Consider the following 22,713-nt stretch of genomic DNA (forward strand, 5'->3'; position numbering starts at 1 on the left):
TACTGCTCGACATGACGCCGTCTACCTTCGTCGGCGGTCGACGCGGTCGAGATCCCCGTCTCGCTGCGATGACCGATATCGCATGGTAGGAGCGAGATTTCGGGTCGGGCAACGACTTTCAGTAATTGTCCCTGACCCCGATAACGGTCAGCGGCGGGGTGCTGCGGAGCGCGCCCTCCACAGCCGGATCCCGTCGAGACTGCCGGTGAGCGCCGGCCACAGCGAGCGACGCGGGTGGACGAATTGACGGCGGCCGCCCTGCAAGAGCACGCGGTACGAGATGCGGGGCGTCGCGCGGACCCAGCGCCACCCGGCGGTTCGGGGCAGGAACTTCGCCGCGTAGAGCAGCCGATTCCGGGTGTTGTAGTAGTAGTAGATCGGCGATTTGGCGCGTTCTTCGCCCGCGGAGCGGTGCGTGGTGCCCTCGTCGTGCACCGCCGTGAGTGCGGGGTCCACGCGCACCGATCCGCCCGCGAGCACGACGCGGTGCGACAGGTCGACGTCTTCCCAGTACAGGAAGTAGTCCTCATCGAATCCGCCGAGACGCTGCCAGAGATCGGCACTCAGCATGCAGCACGCGCCGCTCACCCAGGTGTGAATCCGTGCGGGATCGGCGTCCGCAGGTCGCCGGCTCGTCGCGCGCATTTCACCGTGTGCGAGGTGCAGGTCGACCTCTGCCGCGTACAGGCTGCCGTCGGGTCGCAGCACTGTCGGAGCGAGCTGGAGCCAGGGGTCGGCACGCACCTGCTGCTGCATCCGGCGGATCGTCGGCAGCGTGATCCAGGCATCGGGGTTCAGCAGGAGCAGTTCGGTGGCTCCGCGGCTGAGGGCGAGCTCGGCGCCGCGGTTGTTGCCGCCGCCGAACCCCTCGTTCGTCGGGAGCGGGAGCAGCGTCCAGCCGTACCCCGCGCACGCCTCGGCGATCGCTTCGCGCTCGGCATCGGTGCTGAAGTTGTCGATGACGACGACCTGGCCGGGGAACTCCTCGCCGAGCGACCGCACGAGGTTCTCCTCGACGACGTCGTGGGATCCGTAGTTCACCACGAGCACGGCGAGGCTCGCCAGCTCGTCGTCCCCCGTCATCGCCGCCGCCGGAAGCGGGGCGACAGCCGGGAGCCGTCGATCGTCTCGATGCCGCCGCCGGTGTTCAGGGTGTGGACGCGCGATCCGCTCCACCCATCGCCGGGCCGGTAGTGCGCGATGACGCGCTGGTCGAATCCGTCGTCATCGAGCCGCGTGATCTCGGCGACCGCCATCGCGGCGCCGTAGCCGTCGCGGCAGTCCTGCACGGGGCGCAGCAGCCGGGTGCCGTCGGACACGACGCGGCCCGCCGGCCGGGCGCTCGCGATGTCGACGAGCACGGGGTTCTGAGCGTGCGGCGTCCAGGGGCCCCAGAGCTCCGGCGCCGACCAGAGGCAGAGTCCATCCGAGAACGATCCGCCGGTGCCGACGGTCGCGGTCAACCACCAGCGATCCTCGTGGAGGAACGGTGTGGCATCGCTCGCGACGACGTCGTCGAGCAGCACGCTGTGCCGCTCCCAGGTCCAGGGGAACTCCAGGGCCCGGTACAGCTCGACGGTGCGCGCGTTCGAGGTCTCCGGGATCATCCAGACCTCGCCGGCGTGGGCGAGCACGCACGGGTACGAGAGGTGCACCTCGTGCGTGAGCACCGGCACCGGGGCGCCGACGGGTCCGTCCGGTCCGATCGGCACCGCGGAGATGACCGCCTGCTGCACGCGATGGTCGAAGTCTTCGACGAAGAGCACCGTCTGCCCGTCGTGCGCGAACGGGAACGGGTCGGCGTAGAAGTGGACCCCGTCGTCGGGCAGATCGTGCCAACCCGCCCGCGGTAGTGCGGTGGTCGTCACGGTTCCGAGACCGGCGTGACGACGCCAGCCGACCCGCCAGTGCGGGGTGCGGAACACCCGGCGGTAGACGAGGCGCATCGCCCAGCCGAGGAGGCGGCGGGCGCCGATCTCGGTGAACGAGCGCGTGCGAGCGGGGGCTGTACGGTCGCGGACGGGCGCCGCGAACGGTGTGCCGGCGAGCGCGCCGGCGATCAGCGTGACGGTGCCGGCACCGATATCGGGAAGCGCGGTCGCCAGCAGACCGGGCGTCTCACTGCCCGGGCGACCCTCCGCGCGCACCTCGCCCGCGCCGTCCACCACCGTGACGACCGGCAGCCGGCCCGATCGGAGCGCGTCGACCGCGGCCTCTTCGCCGGGATTTCCGTCATAGAGCACTCGCCAGTGGTGCGTGGCGGGCGACGGGGTGAGGTCGAGCGTGACATCGGCCGCGGTGCGCTCGACACCGGACGCGGCGACCGTCGCGGTGAGGCGACCGCGCGCCATGCCGCCCCGGGGAAGCCGGTGCAGCAGACGCTCCAGCGTCAGGAGTCGAGCCAGCCGGCGGGAAGCGCGGGAAGGCGCGGCGGTTTGGAGACGCACGTCGACGGAGCACTCGGGCAGTGCGCGGAGCCGGCGCACGAGGTCCTCATGCCAACGGCGTTGCAGACCCGCGCTCAGCAGCAACTCGATTCGCATTCGTCTCCTTCAACGCCATGCCCTGCCCCGACTATACTCAATCCAGCTCGGTGCGAAATCGGGCGGTCGAAGACGACGGCGGGGGATCGGTGCGCACGGACGATGGAGTGGTGAGCGGCTACCGCGCCGCGCTCGATCGGCTGCGCGCCGCGCAGAAGCCGTCGGCCGGAACCCCGCTCTACTCGCGTCTCGTGAACCGTCCCCTGGGTCGCCGTTTCGCCGCGTTCGCCTCCGTCAGGGGGTGGACCCCGAACGGGGTGACGTTCCGGAGCGCCGCGTGCACCTTCACGGCGATCCTGCTCGTCGCCCTGCTGCCGCCGACATGGTGGCTGGGGGTCATCGTGAGTGCCCTCCTGGTGCTCGGCTATGCGCTGGATTCGGCGGATGGCCAGCTGGCGCGGCTCCGCGGCGGAGGAAGCCTGCAGGGGGAGTGGCTCGATCACACCGTCGACGCCGCGAAAGTGCTCACGATCCACGTCGCGATCCTCATCAGCGCGCACCGATTCTTCGAGCTCCCGGTCGCCTGGCTGCTCGTGCCCATCGCGTACCTCGTCGTCGACAGCCTGCTGTTCTTCGGCATGATGGAGCGCGACCTGCTCGTGCGCGCCGTGCCCGGCGGCACCGGGGCGCCGCCCGCGTCGACGGGGATCCTGCGGGCGATCCTGATCCTGCCGTCCGATTACGGACTGTTCTGCCTGGTGTTCCTGCTGCTCGGGCTTCCGCTCGTGTTCTTCGCGGTCTACACCGTGATGCTCGTCTGCAACGCGGCTTTCCTGGTACTCGCGCTCGCGAAGTGGTACCGGCAACTCGGCGGGATCGCGCGTGGATGACCGCGGGGGTCTGCCGTCCGTCGTCGTCGCGATCCCGACCTTTCGGCGGCCGGATCGCCTCGCCGACCTCCTCGAGGGACTGCCGCCGCGACTCGCGGAGGCCGCGATGCTCGGCGCGTGCCGGGTGCTCGTCATCGACAACGACCCCGACGGGTCGGCTGAGGCGGTCGCACGGGCGGCCCCCGATGCGCTCGACCTGACGTATGTGCGGGAGGACGTGCCCGGCATCGCCGCGGCGCGCAGCCGGGCGCTCGCCGAGTCCGCGCCAGACGACCTGCTGGCATTCATCGACGATGACGAGGTGCCCGAACCGCACTGGCTCTCCGCCCTGCTCGAGACGCGCGAGCGCGAGGGCGCCGCGGCCGTGATGGGCCGGGTCGTCACGCGGTTTCCCGACGACGTCGACCCGTGGGTGCGGGCCGGCGGATACTTTCACCGCCCCTCGCGTGCGACGGGAACCCGGCTGTCCATCGCCGCCACCGGCAACCTGCTGCTCGACCTGCGGGTGGTGCGACGACTCGGCATCGACTTCGACGACCGACTCGGGCTCGCGGGCGGTGAGGACAGCGTGTTCACGCGCGAGCTGGTGCGGCGGGGCGGCACGATCGTGTGGTGCGAGGAGTCCGTGGCGATCGACCACATCGATCCGGATCGGCTGACCCGGCGCGCGCTGCTGCGTCGCGCGTTCGCCCACGGCAACGTCGAGGCGCGCATCCGGCTGGCCGAAGCCGCCGAGTCGACGCGGCCGGCGCGCTGGGGCGTCACGCTGCGGGTGCTCGTTCGAGGAACTGCTCGCGTCGTGCTCGGCGCTGCGCGTGCCGGCGTCGGGCGCCTGACGCGCACCCTCGCGCATGACGCCCGCGGGCGACGGACCGCGCACCGCGGCGCCGGCATGCTCGCCGCCGCACGGGGGACCATGTTCGAGGAGTACCAGCGGTGAGCGCCGAGAAGCGGAGACCCATGTCAGAGCCCACCCCCGCGCTGCGGGTCATGCAGTCGCTCGGCGTGCCGAGACCCACCACGAACCCCTACAACAAGATGCTCGACGAGGCGCTCGGCGCGACCGCAGGCATCGAGCATCTGCGGTTCTCGTGGCCGGCCGCCCTGCTCGGCCGGTACGACGCGTTCCACTGGCACTGGCCCGAGGTGAAGCTGCACGGGAGCACGTGGTGGAAGTCGGCGGTCCTCACCCTGCTCACCTTCCTGCTCTTCCTGCGACACACCTTCTCGCGCCGCATCGCCGTGGTCCGCACGGTGCACAACATCGCCCTGCCCGACGACACCCCGGTGCGTCTCTGGATCCTGCGCCGCATCGACGCGCACACCGACTACCGGATCGTGCTGAACACCACGACCCCGCTGCCCGAGGGCACGCCCCACAGCCTGATCCTGCACGGCCACTACCGCGACTGGTACGCGCCCTACCCCCACGCGGACCGAGTGCGGGGTCGGCTCTGCACCTTCGGCGGCATCCGTCGGTACAAGGGCATGGAGACGTTCATCGATGCCTACGCCGCAGCGGTCGCGCACGAGCCGATGCTCACCCTGCGCGGGGGAGGCCGGCCGACGACGCCCGAACTCGGGCAGGAGCTGACGGCTCGAGCCGCTCACCTGCCCGGCGTCACCCTGCACCTCGATTTTCTGAGCGACGCCGAACTCGTCGAGATCGTGACCTCGTCCGAGATCACCGTGCTCGCCTACCGATTCATGCACAATTCGGGCAGCGTGCTCGCCGCCCTGTCGCTCGACCGCCCCGTCCTCGTGCCGCGCAACGAAGCGAACGATGCGCTCGCCGCCGAGGTCGGCGAGGCGTGGGTGATCCGGTACGACGGCGAGCTCGACGGTGCGCAGCTGCTCGCGGCGCGCACGGCCGCGGCGGATCTGACCGGGCGACCCGACCTCTCGCGTCGCGAGTGGGCGGACGCCGGGTCCGCGCACGCCGCCGCCTTCCGCGAGGCGGTGCGCGTGAAACGCTCAGGGTGAACCGGGGGCGACCGCCCCGCGAACGTGATCGAGGCGGGAAACCCCTGATGAGGTGATCCGCTGGGCCGGCATCGGCGGGACCGCACAATCGATTTGCCGAATGCGGGTCGCAGGCGGATACTGGTGTGCGCCTCGTCGGCGATCTCACGGATGCACCCGTGCCCCGACGCGGAACGGACATGCGGATCGCGCGAAGCGGCGTCGGCGTTCCGCGGAGGGGGAGAGCCGATGCGTGTGCGCGCAACCGCGGTGAGCAAGGGGCCGAAGGACCGTGCGCTGCCGCCGACCGACATCGTGTGGCGATCGGGGACGGCCGTCTTCATCGAGGTGGAGACGGCACAGCGACCGACCGTGCTCGGCCTCATCGTGTCCGGTCGCATGAAGCCGGACGCGGGTGAGGTCACGCTCGACGGCGTCGAGAACCGGCGCGGACTGCGCCGGGGAATCGCCCTCGTCGACGCCCCGGACGTCAGCGAGCCGCACGGCGATGTGCGACTCGGCGAGGTCGTCGCCGAAGAGCTCATGTTCGCCGGCCGGCCGAACGGGCCGTTCGCGGTGCGCCGCGAACTCGATCGCCTCGATGCGACGGCTCAGGGTCGCACGCCGATGGCCGACCTCGCGCCGGGACTGCGGATCCGCGCCCTGAGCGAGCTCGCGTTGCAGCGGCCGGGGGTCGAGGGCATTGTGCTCGTCTCACCCGACCGGCACGGCGGCGACCCGGAGGAGTGGTGGTCGATCGCCTGCGGGCTGGCGGACCAGGGGCCGGCAGTGCTCGTCATCGCGGGACGCGCGGCGCGCGCCGCGATCGCCGCGCAACCCGCGGGGTGGGGCACCGGAGAGGTGATGCCGCTGGTCGGCGAGCACGCACTGCCCGACGAGACGCTCGGGCAGATCGAGGAGGACGGCCGATGAAGATTCCGCAGCTCATCCGCGCCGAGTTCGCGCGACTCTGGGCGACCCCGATGGCGCGCATCGCGTTCGTCGCGCTCATGTGCGTGCCGCTGCTCTACGGCGGTCTCTACCTCTGGGCGAATCAGGATCCGTACGCGCGTCTCGACCAGGTGCCGGTGGCGCTCGTCGTCGCCGACGAGGGCGTGCAGCACGGGGACGAGGTGCGCTCGATCGGCGACGATGTCGCCGAGAACCTCATCGAGGACGGGAGCTTCGACTGGCATCGCGTCAGCGAGGCGAATGCCGAGCAGGGAGTCGAGGGCGGCGCGTACGACTTCTCCGTCACGATCCCGAAAGACTTCACGGCGTCGCTTGAGTCGTCGCAGACCGACGACCCGCGGCAGGCGGAGGTGATTCTCACCACCAACGACGCGAACAGCTATCTCGCCTCGACGATCGGCGAGCAGGCGGTGAAGCAGATCCGTGAGCAGGTGGTGCGCTCGGTCAACCAGGAGGCCGCGAAGACGATGCTCGACGGCATCGCCGAGATCCGGGTCTCCCTGGTGGACGCGCGCGACGGGGCCGCGCAGCTCGCCGACGGGGCGGCCACCGCGAAGGACGGCGCCGACCAGCTCGCCGCGGGCACGGCGCAGGCGCACGACGGTGCCGGTGAGCTCGCGAGCGGCCTCGGCACGCTGCGCGACGGCACCCGCGATCTGCCGGCGCAGACCGAGCAGCTGGCGAACGGCGCCACGCAGGTCGCGCAGGGCAACGCAGAGGTGGCGCAGCTCGGGCGCGAGGTGGCCGGGGCGAGTCAGCAGGCGACCGACCGGCTGGCCGCCGATCGCGATGCGGTGCTGAACGATCTGCGCGACGCCGGGGTCGACGCCGACGTGATCGATCAGGTCGGCGACCGGCTCACCCGGGCCGGCGCGGTCGTGGGCGACGCGAACACCCGGGTGCAGGGCGCCAGCCAGCAGTTGAACACGCTCGCCGCGGGATCGCAGCAGGTGGCCGACGGGTCTCGGACGCTCGCGAACGCCACGCCGCAGCTCGCCGCGGGGATCGCGAGTGCCGCCGACGGAGCGACCCAGCTCGATGCGGGGCTCGGTGAACTCGAAACCGGGGCGAACCAGCTCGACGCGGGACTCGGCGATCTGCAGACCGGCATCGGTCAGCTGCGCGATGGCCTCTCTGACGGAGTCGATCAGCTGCCGGACAGCAGCGCCGAACTGCGCAAGGAGCAGGCGGCGAACATCGCGAACCCCGTCGACGTGCAGACGTCGAAGGTGACGTCGGCCGGCACCTACGGCGCGGGGCTCGCCCCGTTCTTCGTGAGTCTCGCGGCGTGGATCGGCATCTACGCGCTCTTCCTCATCTTGAAACCGGTCTCGCGCCGAGCGATGACGGCGCTGCACGCGCCGGTGCGCGTCGCGATCGCCGGATGGGCGACGCCGGCGATGCTCGGTGCCGTGCAGATGGCGGCGCTGTTCGGCATCGTGGCGGGATCCCTCGGGTTCCAGGTGGTGCACCCGTGGCCGGCGTACGGACTCATGGCGCTGGCATCGGTCACCTTCGCCGCGATCATCCTCGCGTTGAACGTCTGGTTCGGCAGCGTGGGCCAGTTCCTCGGTCTGGTGCTGATGGTCGTGCAGCTGGTGACTGCGGGAGGCACGTTCCCGTGGCAGACGCTGCCCGCACCGCTCGCCGCGCTCCACCACTATCTGCCGATGTCGTTCGCCGTGAACGGACTGCGTCAGCTGATGTACGGCGGAGACGTCGGTGCAGCGGGCCAGGACGCGCTGAAACTCGTGCTCGTGCTCGTCGCGGCGATCCTCGTCTCCATCATCGGGGTGTCGCGCACCATGCGTTCGCGCACGCTGAAGGACCTGCAGCCGAGTCTCATCGGGTAGCGCGGCTCGTCGCCCGTCGCGTTCCTCGTTCGTTCGCAGGATGTGCATGCCTCCGGCAGCGGGCACAATGAGCACGATGCATGCTTCGCAGCACGCGCGCGTCGGCCGACTGCTGCTCGCCGCGTGCGTCTCCATCGCCGCGGTCTCGCTGGTGACCGTGCTCATCGCGCTTCCCGCAGGGGCACCGATGTCCGCGGACCCTGGCGCACCGACCGTGCCGTGGTGGGTGGTACTGCTGCCCGCAGCGGTCGGTATCGTACTCGCGCTGCTGCTTCCCCCGTCGCCTCGGCGTCAAACTGCACTCGTGGTGTCCACTCCAAGATTTCATGCATCGACGTGGCTGCTCCTCGCCCTCGCGGGGGCCTTTCCACTGATCGTCAGCGTCCTGGGCATCGCGGGAGGCGAGGACTACGTGGTGGCCAAACTCCTGCTGCTCATCGTGGTGCCGGCGATCGTCGTGGGCGTGCTCCGAGGCGTTCGCATCGTCCGTGTTCCGGGTGCGTGGCGCTGGTGGGCCCCCGCTCTCGTCATCACGGTGTGGGTCCTGCTCTCTCAGATCGCCCCGTGGAATCCGGAGCACGATCTGAGCGGCATCGACCCGCTCGTGCTCGCGATCTCGGCGGCCGCCACCGCCATCACCGCTGGGCTCGGTGAGGAGCTGTTCTACCGGCGTTGGCTGCAGACCCGGCTCGAGGCCGGTCTCGGACCCTGGCCCGGAATCGCTGTAGCATCGTTGGCGTTCGCGCTCATGCATCTCGGCTCGCACGGTTCGGGAGCGATCGCAGTCGACATCGCGCGCGTCGTGGTGAGCCAGGGATCCTTCGGCCTGCTCATGGGTGTCCTCTGGTGGCGGTACCGGAACTTCGCCGCGATCGTGACGGCGCACCTCATCGTCAACGGGTGGCCGGTTCTCGTGCACGTCGTGCACGGATAACGGCTCCGCAGGCGGGGAGGCGGCACTCAGCGGGTTCCGTGCTCCTCGACGATCGAGTTGCCGCCGTCGACGACGATGATCTGCCCGGTGAGGTACGACGCGGTCGGCGAGGCGAGGTACGCGATGAGGCTCGCGACTTCGTCGGGTGTCCCCGGGCGCCCGACGGGGGAGTGGGCGCCCATCTGCAGTTCGTGTGCGGTCGACGATCCGGTGGCGATCCAGCCGGGGGCGACCGCGTTCACGGTGACGCCGCGGTCCGCCAGATCGATGGCGACGGAGCGCGTGAACCCGAGGGCCGCGGCCTTCGCAGCGTGATAGGCCACGTCCCCGCGGTAGGCGGTCACCGGACCGGACAGCGAGGCGACGTTGACGATACGACCGGACCCGCTGTCGAGGAGCGCCGGGGTTGCGGCGCGCGTCATGTGGAACATGGTGTCGATGTTTCTGCGCAGCGAGCCGTCCCACTGACTTGCGGAGATGTGCTCGATGCCAGCGGGGGTGTCGGGATCGTCGATCGAGGTCATGCCCGCATTGTTCACGAGCACATCGATCCGGCCGAACGCTGCGACCGCGCGCGCTACGACTGCCTCGGCTTCCGCCGCACGCGTGAGGTCACCGGTGACGGCGAGCGCCTCGACGCCCCGCGCGTGGAGTTCTGCCGCGCGGTCGTGAATGCGATCCGTCGTCGAGGCGATCACGACCCGGTGCCCGGCATCGCCCAGCGCGCGGGCGGCTGCGAACCCGATGCCGTCGGCGCCGCCGGCGCCCGTGATCAGTGCGACGCGTGAGGGGGCAGACGTCGTCGTCGATTCCATGTGGGCTCGTCTTTCGTCGGTGAAACGGCGTACACGAGCGACACTAGTGCTTCGGCGCGGAACACGGTGTACTCCTCACACTGATCCGCACACCGCAGACGCGATGACGGCCGCGAGGTCGCGGGGCCGACTCCACATCGGCCAGTGGCCGGTCGGCAGGTCGATGGTCTCGACGTGTTCGAGCAGCGCGACCTCGGCGAACATCGGATGACCCCCGTTCGCCCACTCGCGCACCTGTGCGCTCGTGATCGAGCAGCAGACGAGCGTGGTCGGCACCGCACGTCGGGCGGCGTTCGTCAGCACGATCGGTTCGCGGATGACCGGCCCGGGTTCGGGCACCGCACGCGTGCGAAACCGTTCGAGGTGGCTCGGGCTCAGTCCGTCGAGACTCGCCTGCTGAGCGAGTGCATCGAACGGCGGCAGGGGCAGGTCGGCGGCGGCGTCCGGAAAGTCCGGGGCGAACGCGGTTCCCGTCGCGAGGGGCCCCGAGTCCACCCAGACCACGCGACGCACCCGAGCAGGGTGCTGGTCGAGTACGAGGCTGACGGGCGCATTCGCTCCGCTGTGCGCGACGAGCACGGCTGGATCCTCGTGGGACGCACCGAGTCCGGTCATGGCCTCGAGGATCGCCGCCGCCTGATCCGCGACCGTTCGCGTCGCTCGGGCGTCATCGTCGGCATCCAGTCCCGGGAGAGTGATGGCGCTCACGCGAGTGGCGTCGACCTCGAGGTGGGGGAGCAGGTCATCCCAGGCCCAGGCGCCGAGCCAGTGACCGGGGATGAGCAGGAGAGGAGGAGTAGGGGTGAGGTTCGTCATAGGTCTACTCTCACTCCCGCGACGGACAGGAGTGTGTCACTATTCATGTCATGAATAGTGATCGTGAGCGACGGTGAAACGCGCGGAGCGGCTCCACGCGATCTCGGAGATGCTGCGTCGCAGCGGGTCGCGTGGTGTGACGGCGGAGCGGCTGTCTCGAGAGTTCGCGGTCTCGGTCCGCACGATCAAGCGCGACATCGCGGCGCTCGAACGGGGAGGCGGGGCCGTGTGGTCGCGTCCGGGCCCCGGCGGCGGGTACGGTCTCGCCCCTGGCGCATCGCTGCCTCCCGTGAATCTCTCGCCCGCACAGGCCGTCGCGCTCATGACCGCGGTGGCCGCCGCGCGAGACGCTCCGTACGCCGACCTCGCGACGGCCGGCGTCCGCAAGATCGTCGCGGTACTCGATCCGCGCACGCGCGAGCGCGCCGAATCGCTCGCCGACCGGGTATGGGTGAACACGCCAGCGCAGCCCACGCGTGCGATCAGGTCGGCGCTGGAAGAAGCGATGGCCGAACAGCGCGTCGTTCGCCTGCGCTACACCGCGGGGAGCGGGGTGACGACCACTCGCGACGTGGAACCGGTGCTCTTCGCCTGCACGAACGGTCGGTGGTACCTGGTGGGGTGGTGTCGGCTGCGCGACGCCATGCGGTGGTTCGCCGTGGCACGCGTCACCCGAGCGAGTGTGACGCGCGCGCCGTGCACCGGTCACACCGTCGCCGAGGTCGGTGCACCACCGGCCGATGCGGCGCCGGTGCACGGACGCGCGGAGTGAGCGTGTGCCGCTACGCGCGGCCCTGCGTGATGAGCTTCCAGTAGATGCGCGGCAGGAGGTGGCGGTCGATCAGCCAGGTCAGGCGCCGCTCGCGCATGAGGCCGCCGGGCAGCGGGAACGTCGGGGTGAGACGGCGCTGATCGTCGAACTCGGCGAACACCACCGTCGAGCGCGACACGGTGAAGGGGCAGACCCCGTAGCCGGTGGTGCGGGCAGTGGGTGACCCGCCCCGCTGCACGGCGCGAATGTTGTCGGCGACGACGCGAGACTGCTCACGGATGGCCCCGCCCGACTTCGAATTCCGGGTCGCGGCGGCGTCGCCGAGCGACCAGACGTTCGGGAAGCGCGGGTGCCGCAACGTGTGCGCATCCACCTCGACGAAGCCGTCGAGACCGTCGGCGGTGAGTCCGGTCTGCGCGATCCAGTCCGGCCCGCTCTGCGGGGGCTCGACGATGAGGGCGTCGTAGGAGAGCCGTTGCGAGCGCTCGCCGTCGCGCGACGAGATGTCGACGACGCGCTCGCTCGACCGGACCTCGGTGATCTCGCTCTCCGTGATGAGTTCGATGCCGTACTCGCGGATCTTGCGATCGAGTTCCGCGTCGATCTGCGAGATGCCGAACACGGTTGCATCGGGCACGACGAGCACCACGCGGATCGCATCGAGCACCCCGCGAGCCCGCCAGTAGTCGCACGCCTGATACATGGGTTTCTGGATCGCCCCGACGCAGGATCCCGGTCCCGCCGGCTGGCTGAACACCACGGTGCCCCGGGTCGTGTCGCGCAGCAGCGGAGACGCCTTCACCGCGAGTTCGAGTGTGTAGTTGGAGGCCACGTCCGGGGTCTCGATCGCTGCGGCGAGGCCGGGCACCGCATCCCAGTCGTACTGGATTCCCGGGCAGACGACGAGGTGCTCATAGGCGATCGTGGACCCCGATGCGAGGTCGACCGTGCTGTGCTCGGGGTCGACGGCGACCACGGAGTCGCGCACCCACCGCGCCCCGCGCGGCGTCAGACTGCGCTGGCTGCGCCGGGTCTCGCTCGCCCTGGCCGTGCCGCCCGCCACGTACGAGAACAGCGGCTTGTAGTGATGCTCGTCGCGCGGTTCGACGATGGCGACGTCGGTCGCGCCGTCCGCGAGCAAACGTCCCGCGACCGAGAGACCGGCATTGCCGCCGCCGATGACGAGGACGCTCACCTCGTCACGGGGCTCCGTCGTGCGCTGCGTGGTGCTCTCTGCCGACTGCGTGGTGCTCATCGCCTCACTCTAGGGCGAGGTGCTGACCGTCGGCACCGAAATCGGGTGGCACACCGGCAGCAGACCGAGCACCGTGTGCCCGTCGGGGGTCCAGGCGCGGCTGAGATTCTGCATCTCTCGGGAACGGAGTCCCCCGATGAACACGGTGCCGAGACTCCGTTCGCTCGCCCAGAGGTGAATGTTCTGCGTCAGGAGTCCCGCTTCGAGCCAGCAGAACTGCTCGCCTCTGTCCGGGGCCTGCGCGACGAACGCCTCCCTCGCCGCACCGAGATCGGCGGTGAGCATGAGGATCAGCGGGCACGCGTCGATCCAGGCACCGTCGATCGTCGCGGCGGCGAGAGACGAGCGGTGATCGCCGCGTTCCCGGAGGTGCAGCGCGGTTCGGGGCGGATCGTACTCGTAGACCCCCGCCGCAACCCCGCGGACCTCCGCTGCGATCACCGTGACCCGGACGTCGTACCGTGCGTGCGCCGAGCCGTACGGGCGGGTGCCGTCGGGGCGCTCGCCGACGGTCTGCACGAGCAGGTCGGCGAGCGCTCCGCCCGGGAGGCTGCCACCGGGCGTCGACTTGGTCGATCGCCGCCCGCGCAGGACATCCGCCAGCGTGCCGGTCGATCCCGATGCGAGGGGGATCACCTGGCCGTCGGGCGCAGCGAGGCTCGACGGCGATCCTGATCCCGAACCGGCAGGTGCGTCACTGGTGGCCATGAGGACCCATGGTCCCATACTCGTCCACCGCGTGCGGGTCCGGCCGGAACCGACCGAACCCGCACACGAGGTCACCGCGGTTCGAGCGGATACTCCTGCGCCAGCTGATCGATCTGCTCGGTGCTCGGCTCGTTCTCGGAGAAGTCCATCTTCGGTACCGGACGCTTGAACCCGCCCGTGACGATCGCGATGATGACGACGCCGACGGCGACCCAGATGCCGCCGACGAGCCAGGTGAGCGCCTGCAGCGACGTCCACAACCAGATCGTGAGCCCGAACCCGATCAGCGGCAGCAGGCCGTACCGGATCCACGCCCCGGCGCTGCGCGCCCGCCCGCCGCCCTTCGGGAAGAGGTAGGTGCGGATGACCGACAGATTCACCATCGCGAACGCGGCGAGCGCTCCGAAGCTGATCATGAAGGCCACGGTGTCGAGCGAGAGGAACAGCCCGCCGAGCGCGAAGAAGGAGACGACGATGGCGGCGACGACCGGGGTGCCGAAGCGCTGGTGCAGTCGGGAGAGCGGCTTCGGAAGCATGCCGTCTCGGCCCATCGCGTACAGGATGCGCGAGACGGACACCTGACCGGTCATGCCCGATCCGAACGCGCCGACGACGTAGATCGCCACGAAGAACGAGGGCAGCCAGGTGGTGCCGAAGCTCTCCATGACGGTCGTGCCGGCCGCCTCGATCTGGGGCTCGGTGAGCGTGGCCCAGTCGGGCGAGAACGCGAGCCCGCCTGCCCACGAGACGATGATGAAGAAGAACCCGCCGAGGAGCGTGGCGAGCACGATGGCGCGGGGGATGTCGCGGCGCGGGTTCTTCGCCTCCTCCGACAGGGTCGAGACCGCGTCGAACCCGAGGAAGGACAGGGCGAGGATCGCCGCACCCGCGGCGATCGCGCCGATGCCGCCGCTGCCGAGGGCGAACGGTTCAGCGATTCCGACGGCCTGATCGCCGCCGAGATACTGCTTGAACGAGAGCGTCATGAAGACGACGACGAGCACGATGGAGAGCGCGATGATGATGAAGTTGGCCCGGTTCACGAGCTTGATGCCGAGCACGTTGAAGACGAGCACGAGCAGCAGCGCGGCGAGGGTGAACACCCACACCGGAACCGCCGGGAACTGCGTGTTCATGTAGATGCCGATCAGCATGAAGTTGATCATCGGGATGAACAGGTAGTCGAGCAGCATCACCCAGCCGGTGAGGAAGCCCACGCCGCCGCCGAACGACTGCTGCGTGTAGGTGTAGGCCGATCCGGCGACCGGGTAGCGCTTCACCATGGCGCCGTAGCTCAGCGCGGTGAACAGCATCGTGATGACGGCGACGACGTACGCCGCCGGGAGGTGACCGTCCGTCACCTGGTTCACGATGCCGTAGGTGGTGAAGACGGTGATGACCGTCATGTAGGTGATGCCGAAGAGCGTGAGCCCGGTGAGGCCCAGCGCACGTTGCAGTCGCGGGGGTGCGGCGGTATTCGTCATGTCGAAACTCCGATGTTCGTCGATGAGTGCTGGGCGCTGGGTGCGGGACGAGCGTCGAGCTCGCCCCGACCTCGTCGTCGGTGATCAGCGTGGGGGTGGGAAGGAAATCAGCGGGTGGTGCGGGGGCTGCGCGCAACCCCGATAGGTGATCATAGCGCCGCGAAACCGTGAGTTTCGCCGAGAATGTCTCAACTCGTCATCGTGGATCCTCGCTTCTCGTCGAGCTCGCGCAGCGTGCGGTCGAGGGCGTCGACGAAGACGTCGGCTTCCGCGATCGTGAGGGTCATCGGCGGCTTCACCTTCAGCACGTTCTGCCGCTCGGACGTGGCCTGCATGATGATGCCGTGGTCGAGCAGTCGCTCGCAGATCCACGCCGTCTCCTCCACCGCCGGTGTGCGCTCGTCGTGGTCGCGAATCAACTCGACGCCGAGGTAGAGGCCGCGGCCGTGGACGGGGCCGATCAGCGCGTGCCGCGTCGCGAGGCGCGACAGGGCTTCGGAGAGGTGGGCGCCGACGACGCGCGCGTTCTCCTGCAGCTGCTCCTCGCGAATGACGTCGAGCACGACGGAACCGGCCACCGCGCTGGCGGGAGCCCCGCCCGCCGAGGAGAAGAACATGCCTTCGCGACGCATCGCGTCGACGATCCACCGCTTCGTGATCACCGCGCCGACGGGGTACGCGTTTCCGGCGGCCTTGGCGACGGCGATGATGTCGGGCACGACGCCCTGCATGGTCGCGCCGAAGAACGCCTCGCCGAGGCGGCCGTACCCGACCTGCACCTCGTCGGCGATCACGAGCCCGCCGGCGGCTCGGACGGCATCGTACGCGCCGGCCAGGTACCCCTCCGGCGGGATCACACCGCCCGCGTTGCCGAGCACCGTCTCGCAGATGAACGCGGCAGGGCCGCGATCCGCATCCGAGAGCTGCGCGGCGACCTCGGCCACCTGCGCGGCGTAGCGCACGCCGGCGTCGGCGCCGCGGAACGGACCGCGGTAGGCGTTCGGGGCGTCGACGAGGTGCACCCAGTCCGGGCGTGACGCGAGCGCTGCCGGATTGTCGAAGGCGGACGTGCTCACGGCATCGGAGGCCATCGTCCAGCCGTGATACGCCTCGCGTGTGGCGATGACCGCGGTGCGGCCCGTGGCGACCTGGGCGAGACGGATCGCGAGATCGACCGCTTCGGATCCGCTGTTCACCGGAATAACGGTGTCGAGCGAAGGATCCGGAGCGTGTGCGAGGAGCTTGTCGGAGAAGTCGGCGAACGCCTCGTACAGGAAGCGGGAGTTCGTGTTCAGCAGGTTGAGCTGCCGGCCGACGGCGTCCGCCAGCCGCGGGTGCGCGTGCCCGATCGCCGTGACGTTGTTGACCAGGTCGAGGTAGGCGCGGCCCTCGGTGTCGATGAGCAGGGTGTTCCACCCGCGTTCGATCTGCGGCGGGTGGGCGTAGTAGCGCTCGGCGGCTCCACCCATGGCGTGGTCCCGACGCTGCCGCTCGTGGCGCAACTCCCGGATGGGGTCGGCGACCGGCTCGGTGCCGATGATCGCCGAGGGATCGGCGGCGCCGGCCGTCTCGTATTCGTCGCCCGGGGCGCCGAACAGCGGCGCCGCCTCGGCGCCGAGGACGCGCCGGGATACGCGCAGTCGGCCGAGGCCGGGTGCGGTCGGGGCAACCCGACCGATGACCGTCCCCGAGACGACGTGCGTCTGAGTGCTTGCGATCGGGGTATCCACGCCCTCGAGTCGGAGCGTGATGCCGGCGTCGGAGAGCTCGACGAAACCGAAGCCCTGCACGAGGTCGCCGGCGAACGGGGCGTGCACGGCGACGCCCGGACGGGACCACAACTCGACGCAGCGCGACTTCGTCGCGGCGGGTGCGTCGAGTTCGCAGGAGACGCGGGAGAGGCGGCTCTCGCCGAAGCGGGCGACCGCCACCGGTGCGCCCGCGAGCGCCTCGCGCGCGAGTTCGATCTCGACTCCCGGCGCCGTCCACCGGCCGCGGTCGAGACGTTCGCTCCGCACGCCGAGATCGAGCGTGACGCTGCGCGCGATGTCCGCGAGCAGGGGCGCGTAGGCGGCGTCGCGGGTGTGCGGTCGGCCGGCGGCGAGGCGCAGCTGCGCGACGACCTCGGCGTGGTCGACCGCGGCGGCCTGCGCGAAGACCTCCCACTCGTGCTCGATGCGCTCGCGGGCGTACGCGTTGTCGGGATCGATGCTCAACTGGCTCCACCCGCTCACGGCGAGAACTGCCCCGCGCAGCACGACGAGCGGCCAGATCGCTTCGATCTCGTCGTCGGTGAGCGTCACCTCCGAGGCGAAGCCGCGCACCGCACGGTTCACGAGGGTGAGATCTCCGGTGCGGCCGATGACGTCGGCGGCGAGCACCGCGAGTTCGGCGACGCGCCAGGAGCGGGCGGTGTCGCCGAGGTCGACGATCCAGTGCGTGCCGGCGGCGTCGCGCATGATGTTGTCGCTCGTGAGGTCGCCGTGAATGATCTGTCTCGGGAGGTCGCTGAGCGCGTCCAGGTGCGCTGCCGCCGCCGCGGTCGCGTCCGAGCACTGCTGCCTGCGGTCCTCGGGAAGATCCTCGACGAGCCATTCCACGACCTCGGAAGCGTGGGTGAGCTCCCACTGGATCTCGCGGTCCGCGTGGGGGTGCGTGAAGTCCTCCAGTGCGCGGACGGTCCGGCCGACGAGTGCGCCGAGCTCCTCCGCGAGAGCTCCGTCCATCGCCGCGACGTCCGCGAGCGTGTCGCCCGCTACCAGTGCGAACGCGCAGGCGCGCGCGGGGTCGGAGCCGTCGACATCGATGGGGACACTGCGCGCGCCGTCAGCGGTGCGCAGGATCTCCGGGGTGGCGAGTCCGCGCTCCCTGAGACGGTCGGACACCGCCGCCTGCAGCGCGATCGTGTCCTCCGACACCGACGGATGGTTCACCTTGAACAGGGCGCTGGTGCCGGTCGCGTTCTCGATGAGGAAGTTGCGGTCCTGCTGGCTGCCGAGCTCCCGCAGGCGGCCCGACACGCCGAACGCGCGCTGCGCGAGCTGCTGCACCTCGGCCTCGTCAACTTCGGGCCGGGCGAGCAGCCAGTTCGTCTTCGTTGCAGCGTCCAACATGAACCACAGTCCTCTCATGAGTCACATTTCGTGACGGTTCGGAGTATACCAGTGCTGATTCGACACTCATAGGACAATATCGAGGCAGAAAATCCGACGCGCGGTCGATAGGATTGCCGGCATGACTCCAGAGGCGCCGGAAGACTTCGACGACATCGATCGCGCGCTCATCACGGCGCTGCAGGACGACGGGCGGCTGGGGTACGCCGAGCTCGGTCAGCTGGTCGGGCTCACCGCCGGGGGCGCGCGCAAACGGGTGAAGCGCCTCGAAGAGGGCGGCATCATTCAGATCGTGGGGGTCACCGATCCGCTCCGCCTCGGCTACCAGAGCATGGCGATGGTGGGCGTCGTCGCCACCGGCGACCTCGAGGAGCTCGCGGCGACGATCAGCGAGATCGAGAACGTCATCTACGTGGTGCTCACCGGCGGCAGGTACGACCTGCTGGTCGAGGTCATCGCGGCCGACCACGATGCGCTGTTCGACATCGTCAATCGTCAGCTGCGCAGCATTCCCGGGGTTCACCGCGCAGAGACCTTCACGTATTACGGCATCAAGACCCACCGATTCGGGTGGGGTACGAACTAGCCCGCACTCGCGCGGCACGAAGGAGAGCCATGCAGATCGCGTTCATCAACGGGAGCATCGATGTCGGCGAACCCGACGCGCCGGCCAACCGGGTCTACGTCGTCGACGGCCGGGTCGCCGCCTGGCCCGAGACCCTCCCCGAGGCGGCCGAGGTCGTCGATCTCGTCGGCGGGCATCTGCGCGCCGGTTTCGCGGACGGGCACACGCATCCGTTCCTCGCGGGCCGCGAACTGCTGGGGCCGCAGCTGCGGCACCTCACGACCGTGACGGGCATCGCCGAAGCGGTAGGGGCGTGGGCGGACGAGCACCCGGACGCCGAGTGGATCGTCGGCGGCAGTTACGACGCCACGATGGTGGACACCGGACTGTTCGACGCGACCTGGCTGGACTCCATCGATCGACCCGTGGTGCTGCGGGCCTGGGACTACCACACGGTGTGGTGCAACTCCCGCGCCCTCGAAATGGCGGGAATCACGAGCGAGACTCCGGACCCGCCGCTCGGCCGGATCGTGCATCGCGCGGACGGGACGCCGATGGGCACGCTCGTCGAGTCCGCCGCGTTGCTCGTGCTCGATCGGGTCCCCGAGGTCTCGCTCGACCGTCAGGTCGAGATCCTGGGCCGCGCGACTCGGACGCTCGCGAGCTACGGGATCACCTGGACGCAGGAGGCCTGGGCCGAGGATCACGAGCTCGATGCCTGGATCGCCGCCGCGCAGCGCGGCGCTCTCCATCTCGACGTCGACATCGCCGTCCGTGCCGATCCGCTGCGGTGGGTCGCGCAGCTCGACGAGATCGTCGCCGTGCGCGAACGCGTCGCCGATGCGCCAGGCATCTCCTGCGACACGGTGAAGTTCTTCATCGACGGGATCATCGAGAATCACACCGCTGCGATGCTCGACGACTACACCGATGTGTGCTCGCGCGGTCTGCCGAACTGGAGCGCCGACCAGCTCGGCGACGCCCTGCTCGACGTGCACCGCATCGACCGCGACATCCACATGCACGCCATCGGCGATGCGGGGGTCCGAGCCGCGCTCGACGCGGTCACCCGATTGCGCGCCGAGGACCCGGAGCGGCGGCGCCGCGTCACGGTCGCGCACGCGCAGGTGATCCACCCGGATGACCTGGAGCGCTTCGCGGATCTCGGCGTCGCGGTGTGCTTCCAGCCGCTCTGGGCCCGCCCCGACGACGTGATGGTGTCGCTGACCTTCCCGAGGGTCGGCCCGGATCGTGAACGGCAGTACCAGATCGGATCGGTGATGCGCACCGGCGCATCGGTCACCTTCGGCAGCGACTGGCCGGTGTCGAGCCCGAACGTGCTCGAGGGGATCTCGGTTGCGGTGACGCGTCAGAATCCCGATGGCACACCGCAGGGCGGGTGGTATCCGGAGGAGCGGATCACGGTCGACGCGGCGCTGGCGACGGCGAGCGCCGCCGTGCACGTGCAGAGTCGGCGCGGTGCTGATCGCGGCGAGCTGCGCGTCGGCAACCTGGCCGACCTCGTGTGGCTGGACCGCGATCCGCGCGCGGTGCACGCTCGGGATCTCGCGGAGACGCGGGTGCTCGGGACCTGGTGCCGCGGGCGTGAGACCTACCGGCGCGCCGAGACCTCGGGCTGAGCGACCGGATTCTCGGCCGAGACTCCGCGGTTCACCGCGGTGTGATGCGGCGGATCGGCGAAGAGGGCGTGCTCGGTGTGCTGCAGCAGGTTCTCGACGAGTTCGGCGACGTGCTCGCCGCCGAGGCGGTAGTGGATCGATGTGCCCTCGCGTCGGGTCAGCACGAGCGTGCCGCCCTTGAGCTTGGCGAGGTGCTGCGATACGGCGGGAACGGGTCGCTCGAGGTGCTCGGCGATCTCGCCGACCGAGAGTTCGCCACCGCTCGCGAGGAGCGCGAGGATCCCGAGACGCGTGCGGTCGGCAAGCAGCTGCAGCACGCCTGCGGCGTGCTCGAGTTCTGCAGGGCTCGGCTGACGCGGAGCCGGCGGGTGCTCGGCGTCCGGTCTACCCATGATGCACCTCCGTGCGTTCGATGTCTGGCGTCTGGCCGCGCGCGCAGCGGGGCCAGGATCGGAGCGCCCCGACCAGCGCGACGGCGGCGATGATCGCGAGAACCAGCGAGATGGGCCCGATGCCCCAGATGGTACCGCCCCACCCTGCGAGTGGGTAGGTGATGAGCCACCAGCCGTGCGCGAGCGAGAACTGAGCGGCGAACACGTCGGGCAGGTCGCGGTCGGAAGTGTGGTCCCGGATGACCCGTCCCATCGGGGCGAGGGTCGCCGAGTATCCGAGTCCGAGCACGAACCACAGCGCGCCGACCGCCGGGATCACCCAGGTGGCCGGGGTGAGTGCGATGACGGGCCACAGCGCCGGGGCGATCACGATCATGAGGGTCAAGCCGGTGACCATGTAGCGGCGGACGCCGACGCGGGAAATCAGGGTCGGCATGAGGACAGCTGAGGTCATGCAGCCGAGCCCGAACGCGGCGAGCACCGTCGCGGATTGCGGCTCGCTGCCCGCGAGTTCGCCGCGCACCAGCGGCACGGTGAGCACCTGGATGATGGCGCCGACGGCGGCGAGTGCGAGGTGGAGCAGGAGGATGCCGCGCAGGATCGGCATCCGGAACATCATGCGACTGCCGCGGGTGAGCTGCTGCGCGAACGGTGGCCGATCCGCGACCGGGGGGCGGGGCAGTGCGACCGAGAGGATGAGCGTCGCCGATGCGGCGAAGCCGATGGCGGTGCCGAAGAACAGCGCCGACGACGGCATGGCGAGCAGGAGCATGCCGGCGAGAGCGGGTGAGGCGAGCGTTTCGAGGTCGTACGCCAGGCGCGAGAGTGCGAGCGCGCCGGTATAGGCGTCGCGGTCGGTGACGACGGTCGGGATCGCCGCCTGGAAGGTGGGTGTGAACAGGGCAGAGGCGGCTTGGAGTACGAAGATCAGCGCGTATGCCTGGGCCAGGCCGTCGATGAACGGCAGTGCCGCGGCCACGCCGCAGCGCAGCACATCGGTGCCGATGAGGAGACGGCGGGCGCCGACTCGAGCGGCGATGGCCGGGGCGAGGGGGCCGATCACGAGGTAGGTGCACATCTTGATCGCCATGATTGTGCCGAGCACGGCCGAGGCGTTGCCACCGGCGAGATCGAATGCCAGGAAGCCGATCGCGATGGTCGCGAGTCCCGTTCCGACGAGCGCGACGAGGTGCGCCGCGAACAGTCGGCGGAAGGTGGGGTACCGCAGCGCGAGGAACATGCATTCAGTATTTGCGTGTTTGCGCAAATAAGCAATAGGGTGCCGCAGAGTGGTACGCTGCAGGCGATGGGTGCAGAGACTCCGGGGGATTCGGGGCACCCGCAGGCGCGTGGCCGAGCGGGGGCCGCCGCCACCGTGCCCGATCTGGCGCTCACCCGGGTCAGTGCGGCCGAACAGGTGGCCGAGCTGCTCACCACGCAGATCCTCGAGGGGGTGCTGGGTGCCGGGGTGCGACTGCGCGAGAGCGCGCTCGCCGCGCAGCTCGGCATCTCGCGGAACTCGGTGCGCGAGGGCATCCGCCTCCTCGAGCAGAGCCGGCTGGTGCGCTACGAGATGCACCGCGGAGCCGTCGTCGCCACACCATCGGTCGATGAGCTCGACGACCTCTACGTGACCCGGAAGCGGCTCGAAGGCGCGGCCGCCGCCGTCGCTCCCGACGCGGAACAGCTCGCCGCGCTGCACGACGCTTTCGACGCGTTCATCGCCGTCGCCGAGCGGGGGCAGGCGCGCGAGATCGTCGCCGCCGACCTGGCCTTCCACGCGAAGATGGTGTCCCTGCTCGGCAGTCGTCGGATCGACGTGTTCTACGCCGGCGTCGCGACCGAGATGAGCTACTACCTCATGCTGCTGTCGTACGTGGATCACGAGCACGAGCACCCGTGGGAGCTGCTGGTGCCGCACCACCGGGCCCTGCTCGACGCGCTCGCGAGCGGGAGGCCCGAAGTCGCGCGGACCGCGATCGAGCGGCACCTCGACGAGAATCACGCGCGCATCCGGCAGATCCTGCTCGACTCCTAGTCGCTCGCCGAGAGGGTGTTG

The 22,713-nt window shown here is 70.1% G+C and carries 20 protein-coding genes; 10 read left to right on the plus strand and 10 right to left on the minus strand.

Annotated elements, in window-relative coordinates; genetic code table 11:
* Positions 1-147: 147 nt before the first annotated feature.
* Both J4H85_RS02130 and J4H85_RS02135 read right to left on the minus strand, forming a co-directional pair.
* The gene (locus tag J4H85_RS02130) at positions 148-1,083 is read right to left on the minus strand and encodes a glycosyltransferase family 2 protein (protein WP_208236435.1); all 936 of its coding nucleotides are present in this window, start codon (positions 1,081-1,083) and stop codon (positions 148-150) included.
* Entirely contained in the window at positions 1,080-2,543 is a 1,464-nt protein-coding gene (locus tag J4H85_RS02135; RefSeq protein WP_208236437.1) for a glucosamine inositolphosphorylceramide transferase family protein, read from the minus strand. Before J4H85_RS02135 ends, J4H85_RS02130 begins: the two co-directional genes overlap by 4 nt.
* 50 nt (positions 2,544-2,593) lie before the next feature.
* Here J4H85_RS02135 and J4H85_RS02140 point away from each other — a divergent pair, with 50 nt between their 5' ends.
* The 6 genes from J4H85_RS02140 (at position 2,594) to J4H85_RS02165 (ending at position 9,094) form a co-directional block, all read left to right on the plus strand.
* Positions 2,594-3,373, plus strand: a complete 780-nt coding sequence (locus J4H85_RS02140; RefSeq protein WP_307863325.1) for a CDP-alcohol phosphatidyltransferase family protein — start codon at positions 2,594-2,596, stop codon at positions 3,371-3,373.
* Positions 3,366-4,313 carry a glycosyltransferase family 2 protein gene (locus tag J4H85_RS02145; protein ID WP_208236441.1) on the plus strand — a complete coding sequence of 316 codons (948 nt, stop codon included), beginning with the start codon at positions 3,366-3,368 and terminating at the stop codon, positions 4,311-4,313. The genes J4H85_RS02140 and J4H85_RS02145 overlap by 8 nt, the downstream gene beginning before the upstream one ends.
* Before the next feature lie 20 nt (positions 4,314-4,333).
* A complete protein-coding gene (locus J4H85_RS02150; protein WP_208236443.1) occupies positions 4,334-5,356 on the plus strand; it encodes a glycosyltransferase family protein in 1,023 nt (340 codons plus the stop codon).
* A gap of 228 nt (positions 5,357-5,584) precedes the next feature.
* Positions 5,585-6,268: a hypothetical protein gene (locus J4H85_RS02155; protein WP_208236445.1), complete on the plus strand. Its 684-nt coding sequence runs from the start codon at positions 5,585-5,587 to the stop codon at positions 6,266-6,268.
* The gene (locus J4H85_RS02160) at positions 6,265-8,160 is read left to right on the plus strand and encodes a YhgE/Pip family protein (protein ID WP_208236447.1); all 1,896 of its coding nucleotides are present in this window, start codon (positions 6,265-6,267) and stop codon (positions 8,158-8,160) included. The genes J4H85_RS02155 and J4H85_RS02160 overlap by 4 nt, the downstream gene beginning before the upstream one ends.
* Positions 8,161-8,236: 76 nt before the next feature.
* On the plus strand, positions 8,237-9,094 hold the full coding sequence (locus J4H85_RS02165) for a CPBP family intramembrane glutamic endopeptidase (protein ID WP_208236449.1): 858 nt from the start codon (positions 8,237-8,239) through the stop codon (positions 9,092-9,094).
* A gap of 26 nt (positions 9,095-9,120) precedes the next feature.
* Here J4H85_RS02165 and J4H85_RS02170 read toward each other — a convergent pair whose 3' ends face one another.
* Together J4H85_RS02170 and J4H85_RS02175 are read right to left on the minus strand one after the other, a co-directional pair.
* Positions 9,121-9,909: an SDR family NAD(P)-dependent oxidoreductase gene (locus J4H85_RS02170; RefSeq protein ID WP_208236451.1), complete on the minus strand. Its 789-nt coding sequence runs from the start codon at positions 9,907-9,909 to the stop codon at positions 9,121-9,123.
* Positions 9,910-9,984: 75 nt separating this feature from the next.
* Positions 9,985-10,725, minus strand: a complete 741-nt coding sequence (locus J4H85_RS02175) for an alpha/beta fold hydrolase (RefSeq protein ID WP_208236454.1) — start codon at positions 10,723-10,725, stop codon at positions 9,985-9,987.
* 73 nt (positions 10,726-10,798) lie between these two features.
* Between J4H85_RS02175 and J4H85_RS02180 the strand changes: the two genes are divergently transcribed.
* On the plus strand, positions 10,799-11,497 hold the full coding sequence (locus J4H85_RS02180; protein ID WP_208236456.1) for a helix-turn-helix transcriptional regulator: 699 nt from the start codon (positions 10,799-10,801) through the stop codon (positions 11,495-11,497).
* A 10-nt stretch (positions 11,498-11,507) separates the two neighbouring features.
* Here the strand turns inward: J4H85_RS02180 and J4H85_RS02185 are convergent, their stop codons facing one another.
* The 4 genes from J4H85_RS02185 to J4H85_RS02200 all read right to left on the minus strand — a co-directional run bounded on the left by J4H85_RS02185 (position 11,508) and on the right by J4H85_RS02200 (position 18,057).
* Complete coding sequence (locus tag J4H85_RS02185) at positions 11,508-12,752, minus strand: NAD(P)/FAD-dependent oxidoreductase (protein ID WP_208236458.1); 1,245 nt, start codon at positions 12,750-12,752, stop codon at positions 11,508-11,510.
* A gap of 9 nt (positions 12,753-12,761) precedes the next feature.
* Complete coding sequence (locus J4H85_RS02190; RefSeq protein WP_208236460.1) at positions 12,762-13,460, minus strand: SagB/ThcOx family dehydrogenase; 699 nt, start codon at positions 13,458-13,460, stop codon at positions 12,762-12,764.
* 71 nt (positions 13,461-13,531) lie between these two features.
* Positions 13,532-14,944, minus strand: a complete 1,413-nt coding sequence (locus tag J4H85_RS02195; RefSeq protein ID WP_208236462.1) for an APC family permease — start codon at positions 14,942-14,944, stop codon at positions 13,532-13,534.
* Between the two features lie 188 nt (positions 14,945-15,132).
* Positions 15,133-18,057 carry an aminotransferase gene (locus J4H85_RS02200; RefSeq protein WP_208236464.1) on the minus strand — a complete coding sequence of 975 codons (2,925 nt, stop codon included), beginning with the start codon at positions 18,055-18,057 and terminating at the stop codon, positions 15,133-15,135.
* Positions 18,058-18,178: 121 nt separating this feature from the next.
* Between J4H85_RS02200 and J4H85_RS02205 the strand changes: the two genes are divergently transcribed.
* Together J4H85_RS02205 and J4H85_RS02210 are read left to right on the plus strand one after the other, a co-directional pair.
* On the plus strand, positions 18,179-18,643 hold the full coding sequence (locus J4H85_RS02205; RefSeq protein ID WP_208236466.1) for an Lrp/AsnC family transcriptional regulator: 465 nt from the start codon (positions 18,179-18,181) through the stop codon (positions 18,641-18,643).
* 29 nt (positions 18,644-18,672) lie between these two features.
* Positions 18,673-20,262, plus strand: a complete 1,590-nt coding sequence (locus J4H85_RS02210; RefSeq protein WP_208236468.1) for an amidohydrolase — start codon at positions 18,673-18,675, stop codon at positions 20,260-20,262.
* On the opposite strand, the gene J4H85_RS02215 is transcribed toward J4H85_RS02210, so the two are convergent.
* Both J4H85_RS02215 and J4H85_RS02220 read right to left on the minus strand, forming a co-directional pair.
* Positions 20,235-20,654, minus strand: coding sequence for an ArsR/SmtB family transcription factor (locus tag J4H85_RS02215; protein ID WP_208236471.1), 420 nt, complete (start codon positions 20,652-20,654; stop codon positions 20,235-20,237). The genes J4H85_RS02210 and J4H85_RS02215 overlap by 28 nt on opposite strands.
* Entirely contained in the window at positions 20,647-21,894 is a 1,248-nt protein-coding gene (locus J4H85_RS02220; RefSeq protein ID WP_208236473.1) for an MFS transporter, read from the minus strand. The genes J4H85_RS02215 and J4H85_RS02220 overlap by 8 nt, the downstream gene beginning before the upstream one ends.
* Before the next feature lie 66 nt (positions 21,895-21,960).
* Between J4H85_RS02220 and J4H85_RS02225 the strand changes: the two genes are divergently transcribed.
* Positions 21,961-22,692: a GntR family transcriptional regulator gene (locus J4H85_RS02225; RefSeq protein WP_208236474.1), complete on the plus strand. Its 732-nt coding sequence runs from the start codon at positions 21,961-21,963 to the stop codon at positions 22,690-22,692.
* Positions 22,693-22,713: the final 21 nt, after the last annotated feature.

The organism is Leucobacter tardus (assembly GCF_017583045.1).
Lineage (GTDB): Bacteria > Actinomycetota > Actinomycetes > Actinomycetales > Microbacteriaceae > Leucobacter > Leucobacter tardus.